The sequence below is a fragment of the Arthrobacter sp. fls2-241-R2A-172 genome (assembly GCF_030208885.1).
GTDB lineage: Bacteria > Actinomycetota > Actinomycetes > Actinomycetales > Micrococcaceae > Arthrobacter.
Genome location: NZ_JARVTB010000007.1, coordinates 79,246 through 87,548, shown reverse-complemented (window position 1 = coordinate 87,548; position 8,303 = coordinate 79,246). Strand labels below are relative to the sequence as shown.

The following is an 8,303-nucleotide window of genomic DNA, read 5'->3' as shown; positions in this document are numbered from 1 at the left end:
CGTAGCCGTCACCGATTGGCCCGGAAGCAGTTCGCCCGCAGCACCCGGCCAGGTGTAGGTCAAAGCCGACAGACCTGCCAGCGGGTCATCAATGACGACGCCGGTGAGCTTCACGTTGCCCGTGTTCGTGGACGTGAACGTGTAGGTGATCTTGTCACCCACAACAGACGGGTTCTGGATTGCGGACGCGTCAGCGGACTTGCTGAACTTCATGGCCGGAGCCGGGGTCAACGGGGTATCCGTGGTTCCCGGAGGAGGCGTTACGGACGGTCCTGATGGCGGTGTGCCGGTTGTGGTTGCCGCATTGGCGACGTGACCGGCGTCGATGTCGGCCTGGGTGATGGCGTACGTTGCCGTAGCGGTCACGGTTTGGCCGGGAAGCAGCTCGCCCGGGGTGCCGGGCCAGGTGTAAACCAGCGGCGAAAGCCCAACCAAGGGGTCGTTGATGGACACGTTGCTCAACGGGACATTGCCGCTGTTCTTCGAGGTGAAGGTGTAGGTGATCAGGTCGCCAACAACAGACGGATCCTGGATAGCCGAAGCATCAGCGGACTTGCTGAACTGCATGGCCGGAGTTGACGTCAGCGGCGTATCGGTGGTTCCAGGAGGAGGAGTCACCGGAGGGCCAGTGGGCGGCGTACCCGTGGTCGTTGCAGAGTTTGCGACGTGGCCGGCCGTAATGTCGGCCTGCGTGATGGCGTACGTTGCCGTGGCCGTTACGGTCTGGCCGGGAAGCAACTCGCCGGGAGTGCCGGGCCAGGTGTAGGTCAGAGCCGACAGCCCAGCCAACGGATCGTTGATGGAGACGTTGGTCAGTGGAACGTTGCCGGTGTTCTTCGAGGTGAAGGTGTAGGTGATCTTGTCACCAACAACCGACGGCGACTGGATAGCCGAAGCGTCAGCAGTCTTGCTGAACTCCATGGCCGGAGCCGGAGTCAGCGGGGTGTCCGTACCAGCCGGGGGCGGGGTTACCGCGGGGCCCGTGGGCGGAGTACCAGTGGTAGTCGCCGTGTTGGCGACATGGCCGGCATTGATGTCGGCCTGCGTGATGGCGTACGTTGCCGTAGCTGTGACGGTCTGTCCGGGCAGGAGGGTTCCTGCGACACCCGGCCAGGTGTACGTCAAAGCAGACAGGCCAGCCAACGGGTCGTTGATGGAAACGTTGCTCAGGGACACATTGCCGCTGTTCTTCGCGGTAAAGGTGTAGGTGATCTTGTCACCCACAACCGACGGCGACTGGATGGCCGAAGCGTCAGCGGACTTGCTGAACTCCATGGCCGGAGCCGGGGTCAGCGGGGTATCGGTACCTGCAGGCGGCGGGGTAACAGGAGGACCTGTCGGAGGATTACCCGTGGTGGTGGCAAGGTTGGCTACGTGTCCGGCATCGATGTCGGCCTGCGTGATGGCATATGTAGCCATTGCGGTCACGGTTTCACCCGGCAGCAAGGTGCCAGGAGTTCCCGGCCACGTGTAGGCGAGCGGGGACAGTCCAGCCAGGGGGTCGTTGATGGTGACACCCGTCAGCGGTACGTTGCCCGTGTTCTTCGATGTGAAGGTATAGGTGATCTTGTCGCCAACAACCGCCGGTGAGTTGATAGCCGAAGCGTCAGCGGACTTGGTCAATGCCAGTTCCGGTGCCGGTACGGCCGTATTGGTGAGAACACAACTGATGTCGGCGCCAGCAACCGGCACCAGGGAGTAAGCGCCATTTACGACGGCGCCGGTGGGCAAGCCTGCCTGGAGTCCGTTGGCGTCAACACAGCTGATCACCTTGCTGTAGCCGGACAGGTTGGTTCCGGACTCCGTCAGGTAGTACGTTGCACCTGCGTCAGCGACGTATTTTCCGGTAACACCCGTACCCGCAGTAACAGTGGATCCCGTACCCGACGTCGTCGCATTGGCAGTGTTGCTGACAACAGGTCCCGTCGCGGATCCGGTACGGATTTCAGTGGTGAACTGGTCCGAATCCATCAGGCGGGTGGCGTCCAGCGCCTTGCTCAGTTGCAGGCGCGGGGCCTTGACCACCAGGGTGGCATCTGCCGGAGGGTTCAGATTGGTGACGATGTTGGCCGGACCATTGACGTAGGTGCCCTCGGCCGCAGCCGTGACGTCCACGGTGATGGTGCACGAAGCCATGGCGTCAGCCAGGTCGCCGCCGGTTACGGCGAGGATGTCACTGCCTGCAGCGGCGGTCCGAATAAACGGGTTGGTTCCCGCGGCCTGGACACAAGTGCCGCCAATGTTCGGCGCGTTTGCGATTTTCAGCCCGGCAGGAAGGGTATCCGTGACGGACCAGTCGGTCTTTGCCTTGACGTCATCGGTGTTGGTGACCGTGAGCGTCAACGTGGAGGTTCCACCGGGCCCAATGAGCGCGGGAGAGAACGACTTGTCCAGTTGCGGGGTAACGTCCACGATCTGGGGAAGGTCGAAAGCGACGTCGTTGCCCGAGCCACTGGTGGCTTCGTTGCGCACTTCCAGGCCCAGCGAAGGAGTCGTGCCTTGCGGGACCTGGTAGGCCCCGGACTGCAGTTTGGTGATTTCGGTGACTCCACCGTTGGTGGTGTTGGTTCCACAGGGATCCAGCCCGGTACCCAGGACAAGTGGTGTGCCGTTGACGAGGAGGCTGAATGTCTCCTTGGCGTGGGCGGCGTGACAGTTGACCTGCGCAAAGTAGGCCGAAACAGCGTAGTAGTGGCCCGCAATGGCCGGGATCGTGTTGGACTTCGTGCGGAATTCTGTTCCAGCCGTGATCCTGCCGTTGCTTGCGTTGGTGTACTCAGACAGGACCTGGTTTTTGGCGGCCTCTGCTGCTGTCATTCCCTGCGCAAGGCCCAGTTTGACGGCCATGTCACGAATCTGTCCCCAGCCATCAGGCTGGTTATTGACACAGCCAGCGTCCGACGTGGGCAGTGGGGTGGATGAATTCAGGATCCACCCGTCGCACTGCCCGCCAGCTGGCGTGTACGGGGTATCAGCCGTGTACGTTTCATTGGCCGCCTTCGCCCCGCCCGTGTAATTGAGGAGGCTGATGGCGCCGCCGGTGGCGTCTTGGTTGGAGAAGTCCTCCGTGTAGACCGGAGTTCCTGGTTGGGTAATTCCCGGCGACCCCGGGACAGTCGCCAAGGAGGGCGGGGCCAAAGCGCCACCTACCCCCAATGACATCACTGCTGTAGCGACGACAGCCGCCAGCAGTTTCTGTGGACGTGTGTGTTTCATGGGTTCTCTTGTTTTCTTTCGGTCACATGGGGCGCCGGCCCTAGGAGGGCTTCGACGTCCCGTTTGGGCTACTCACCAGTAGTCCAGTACGCGCAATAGACGATTCGTGTCGCTGAAAGCCCAGGCTGTTCAGCGGGGACCCCGATACGCGGTGACCCAAACGCCTAGTGGAGGTTGCCGTCAGTTCGTGACGCGAAAAACAAGAGAATTTTTAGAAAGTTTTTTGAACCGCTCAGATGCTCGGCCAGGGACGCTTATCCGTACTGGTTCGCAAACGTCTTGGTGACGATATTCTGCCCGCCAAAAAGGTAGTTCAGTGTTCCGCTGTTGGCCTTCGCAGGCATGGACACTCCCAGCTTGAACGCGAGACTCCCGCGGTCAAGGGAGTCAGTGGTGCATCGGATCCGACGCATCGTGGTATCGGTGGCGGCGCATGTCCATCCCGCCGGAGCCAACGTACTGCCTGCCACGAACGTCGACTGATCCGGCAACGCAAAGACAGCCTCGGCCGACGTCGGAGTTCCGTCGCCTTGGAGGGAGAACGCCACCCGAAGCTCCCTGCCTGTTGGGGTGGAACCAACAACGGCACTGAACGTCGCATCAACCGTTTGGCTCGGAGACGCCGCCGGAGCGGATGCTGCGGGCGCCGTCGTCGAAAACACCGTACCGGAGCCCACCACAACGGCACCCCGCGAGGGTGTCGCCGCCGAGGGAACCCCGACGGCGGGTGGTTCCGGCGCTGCTGCCACAGGCAGGTCCGATTCGGGAACCGGTTCTGGGTCCTCCGCTGCGGCGCTGGGCTCAACAGGCGGCCTTGCCGACTCAAGCGGAGCTGCCGACTCCTGTCCTGGAGGAACAGTGGCAACTGCCTGGTTTTCAACTGTCGATTGTGAACCGGTATTCATCTGCAACAACCAGACAAGGAGTCCGGCCAGCGCGACTGCTCCCAAGACAATCGACGCCGTCAGCTGCCATGCTTTGCTGATCCCACGGAGTCCCGCCGTGGAAGCATTGCCCGGCACTGCGGTGCTGCCGGCACCCGAAGATGCAGTCCCGGACATTGCTCCGGCTCCGATAGCGGCAATGGCACCAGGTGTGAAGGCCAGCCCAGTGAACAGCGGGAACAGGATGGCACGCATGCCGCCTTGGACATCGTTGAGTTCAATCAGCAGGGCGGTGCACTTGGCACAACTATCCAGGTGGGCCGCGACCTTTTCCTGCGAAGTGCGCTTCAGCGCATTCCGGGCATACTTACCCAGCTGGCTGGCGTACTCATCACAGGCCCGGTCAACTGTCTGGCTGATGTGGTGCTGCAAGTAGGCCTGCCGAAGGCCCTCCCTGGCCCGGATAGCCAAGGACGAAACGCCATTTGGCGTGAGCCCGACGAAGGGCGCGGCCTGCGAGGGTTTCAACCCCTCGATATCCAAGTGCCACAGCACGGCCTGCCAGCGCTCAGGCAGCGATTTGAACGCCTTCGCCATGATGGTGGACTCGAGAGCGCCGATGACGGGGTCATCATCCAGCACCGGAGAATCGAGAATGGCGTCATCCGCCGCGGTTGGCATCCGGCGGGCCTTGCGATTCCTGTCGTGGGCAGTGCGCCGCACCACGGTCAAAAGGTACGAACGGAAGAACTCCTTTGGGCCCTTGCCTTCCTTCAACAGCTGGAAGATGGCGGCGAATGACTCGGCAACAACGTCATCGGCGTCACTTGGGTTGTCAGTCTGTGCACGGGCAACGTACTGGGCAACTTTCAGGTGCCGTTGATAGAGCACATCGAAGGCCTCCGTGACGCCTTGCCGCACCAACGAGATGATCTGGGGATCACTGCCTGAGGCCTCTGCGGAAGTCAGGGACGCCCCTCCGGCCCCACCCGCTAATACTTGATCCATAAACAATAGTGTGCCATCACAAGCTGTGTGACTTGAATCGGCGACCGCTGCCCTGTAGAGAACTTGGTTTTTCGCATCACGATCCGGGCCCTCGCATTACTTGTTAGGCGAGAACTTCCCATCCCCAGAAGCCAAGCGAGGATCCATGGTCGTCAGGCGCCCACGCCCTTTCCTGAAATTAATGCGTGCCACCCACAAGAACCTGCTCGAACAACAGAACGAGATTGTCCGGTCTTTGCCCACCAATCGTTCAGGGCCGTTGGCCCGGAAGAAGAACGCGGGGCATGTCGCCCTCGTCTACGGAGCGGACCGGCCAGTGGCCATACCCGGCGATACCGTTATCTTTACGGCTTGGATCACCAACGACTCCACAAGTCACGTCCGGGATATCACACTGGTGCCAAGGTCCTTCACAAATGAGGGGATGGAGATGCTGGCATACACGTCGGCGCCGGTGGAACGGGACCTTTGCATCGGACTCCTGGCCCCGGGCCAGTCAGTCATGCGCAGTTTTTCCTATTTGGTGACGGAATCCGATCACGTTCACGGCGGCAGCATCATCAGTGCCATGCAGGTGCGCGGTACGTGCCGCGGCCTCGCAGTGCTCGATGAGCACGATGCCATCGTCTCCCTCAGCGGGACGCGAAAGGACTGGCCTTTTGGGCCCACAGGATACCAAGCCCCCGCCCGGACCTCCGGATACCAACCCCAGGCCCACCTTGCCGGGGCCTAGCTCCGAGCTATACCGTGGCTAGGGCAGGAGGCAATCAAAAAGCAGTAAGCAGGGGGAATTCCGCGTGCCGGAGACGATTGCACGCCGGACCATCTATGACCAATTCATGGTGGCCCTGGGTGATGGGTATTGTCCTGAGGAAATGGCCGAGCTACTGGGGCTTCCGATTGCCACTGTTTCGCTTTGGCTGTCACGGCTCGGGAACCTGGCGTCTGACTTTGCCGCCAGCGCCGACGCCCCGCCGCCGCAGGCTGCAACTCCCGACACCCTCCCAAGTCTGACCTTGGTCTACACGCCGGATGTCCTGGAGGCGTGCGCGGGCCAAGTGGTAACTTTCACCGCGAACATCCTTAACGATGACGTAGAGACGCTGCTGGAAACCAGCCTGCTTCCGGGACGCCCCCTCGAGGCCACAACTGAGGTAGGCGCCGTCATCTTCGCCGCCATCACGTCACCTTTCGACATGGGCGACCTCCCCGCGGGCGGCATGAGCTCCATCTCGTTCAGCCACAAAGTCTCCGAGCATGAGGCCCGCAGCGGAGGGGAACTTGTGAGCCGCCTTTCCGTCAGAGCCACGAGCACCGGAAGCAACGCCGAAGTCACCGACCAATGCTGTGCCCGTGTGAAGCTCAGTTCAGGCGGTTACATCAGGGCGGCCGGCTAACCCGCTACTCGTTGTCGGGCTCGCCGGTGGGCGGCTCTGCAGGCCAATCGACATCCTGTTCGTAACCTTCGTGCTTCTTCAGGTAGGCCGCGATATAGGGGCAGTGCGGAATGATGCGTTTGCCGGACGCCACTACGTCGTCCAAGGCAAAGTGGGCGAGCACTTTGGCCAAGCCCTGTCCGTTGAAGCCGGGCTTGGTTTCGGTGTGAATGAAATCGATGTGGCCGGGCCTGTCGAGGAACTGGGAGATCACCGCCAGCTCGCCGTCTACGTGAAGCTCATAGCGGTGAAATTTGTCGTTGCGCACCGTAGTGACGCCAGCGCGGAACGACTCTGCCAGTGAATCCGTGTACTCGGTCATGGTTCGAGATTGGCACTTAAATCAGGCGCTGGCAACGTGGGCGCCTGGGCCTCACTCCTTTCCGTAGCGTTTGCTTCCGGCTCGGCCTGCTGCGGCGTCGGAACCCTGCCCAGCAGCAGGACAGCGAGCGCGAAGCAGGCTGCTCCCCCACCCAGGAGGGAAAGCGTCAGGCCGTTGAAAGCGGCATCAGCGACCGGCACGAAAACCACGACGGCGGCCGTCACCACAGCGACACGTGAGGGACCACGCGCGTGGCTGGCCGCCGTCGGACGTTCCTCAAGCCGACCGAAAAGCCACACGACCGGGACGAGCAACGTGACGACCGCGGCGAAGACGGGAATCCGCGCCCACCACCAGTCGGAAGTGCTGGCGTCGGGTATCGGCAGGTCCGTCAGCAACAGCAGGCCCGAGAATCCCACCAGCAGCGGAAGATGCCACAAGTAGATGGTCATGGACCTGCGGCCGGCGAGCGCCATTACGGTTTGGACCCATCGGGCACTGGCGACCCACCGCACGGCCGGCTGGAGCAGCTGGAGCGTTGCTGTTTGGGAGATGCCCAAGAGAAGCAAACAGAGGTTGGGTGGGTTGATGTTCACCACCATGTTTCCCGGATAAACAGCCACGCCGGTGACGAGACCCAGCAGGAGGTTGCTGGTCACGACTGCGCCCACGAGCCACGTGCGGCTGCGTCGCTTAAAGAAGCCGTCGGCCATCAGGAAACCCAATTGCTGGACGGCGCACCAAACGAAAATCATGTTGGTGAACGCGAGCACGGGAATGGCTCCGCGGAGGGAATCCACAGTGATAATCGCTGCCACCAGGACACCGAAAACAACGAACGGCGACTTTTGATGCAACCGGGCCATCAGCGGAATGCTCAGTTGCGCGGTCAGGAATGCCGCAAGGAACCACAGAGGCATCGCGGCGCCAGCGGTCATGAGCTGAATGACCTGGGGATGTACCCCCATGAGCAACGCCACCCATAGACCGCCCCACATCAGTGCAAGCAAGGCCATGGCGGGGCGCACCAGGCGCAGGAGCCGGAGCTGCGCGAAGTCGAAGCCCGTTCCCCCGCGGGCCACAAGCCGCCGCCACGACTGAAGCCCGGTCACCCCGCCCATCACGAAGAACAACGGAACAATCATGAGGAGCCAGAGCACTGGCGTGAACCAGCTTTGGTCCATGAGGACGTTATGCGTCTCAACCGTGCCGTCTTTGTGCAGGACAGGACTGACCATCATGCAGTGCGCGGCAACAACCAAGAGCAGGCAGGTGAAACGGACAAGGTCGATCGCCGGATCCCGCCGCACAGCCTCATACAGGCCGGTGGCAGGGTGTGTTTGCCTGGCTCTATCCATGGCTCTCCCTACGAGCGCACCGCGCGCTGCCTCCATTGTCCGCCCGCTTAGGACAGGGGGCCAGCAGGCGTGCCGCTTG

6 protein-coding genes are annotated in these 8,303 nt (G+C 62.0%); 2 read left to right on the top strand and 4 right to left on the bottom strand.

Annotated elements, in window-relative coordinates:
- Both QRM57_RS12815 and QRM57_RS12810 read right to left on the bottom strand, forming a co-directional pair.
- The coding region (locus QRM57_RS12815) for a CLIPPER-2 domain-containing protein (RefSeq protein WP_502868647.1) at positions 1-3,216 on the bottom strand (3,216 nt) is incomplete at its 3' end.
- Positions 3,217-3,470: 254 nt separating this feature from the next.
- A complete protein-coding gene (locus tag QRM57_RS12810; protein WP_284986896.1) occupies positions 3,471-5,108 on the bottom strand; it encodes a sigma-70 family RNA polymerase sigma factor in 1,638 nt (545 codons plus the stop codon).
- Positions 5,109-5,289: 181 nt separating this feature from the next.
- Here QRM57_RS12810 and QRM57_RS12805 point away from each other — a divergent pair, with 181 nt between their 5' ends.
- The gene (locus tag QRM57_RS12805; protein ID WP_284986895.1) at positions 5,290-5,841 is read left to right on the top strand and encodes a hypothetical protein; all 552 of its coding nucleotides are present in this window, start codon (positions 5,290-5,292) and stop codon (positions 5,839-5,841) included.
- A gap of 64 nt (positions 5,842-5,905) precedes the next feature.
- The gene (locus QRM57_RS12800; RefSeq protein WP_284986894.1) at positions 5,906-6,505 is read left to right on the top strand and encodes a hypothetical protein; all 600 of its coding nucleotides are present in this window, start codon (positions 5,906-5,908) and stop codon (positions 6,503-6,505) included.
- A 4-nt stretch (positions 6,506-6,509) separates the two neighbouring features.
- Here QRM57_RS12800 and QRM57_RS12795 read toward each other — a convergent pair whose 3' ends face one another.
- Positions 6,510-6,866, bottom strand: coding sequence for a GNAT family N-acetyltransferase (locus QRM57_RS12795; protein ID WP_235520283.1), 357 nt, complete (start codon positions 6,864-6,866; stop codon positions 6,510-6,512).
- On the bottom strand, positions 6,863-8,224 hold the full coding sequence (locus QRM57_RS12790; RefSeq protein ID WP_284986893.1) for an acyltransferase family protein: 1,362 nt from the start codon (positions 8,222-8,224) through the stop codon (positions 6,863-6,865). Before QRM57_RS12790 ends, QRM57_RS12795 begins: the two co-directional genes overlap by 4 nt.
- Positions 8,225-8,303 lie beyond the last annotated feature (79 nt).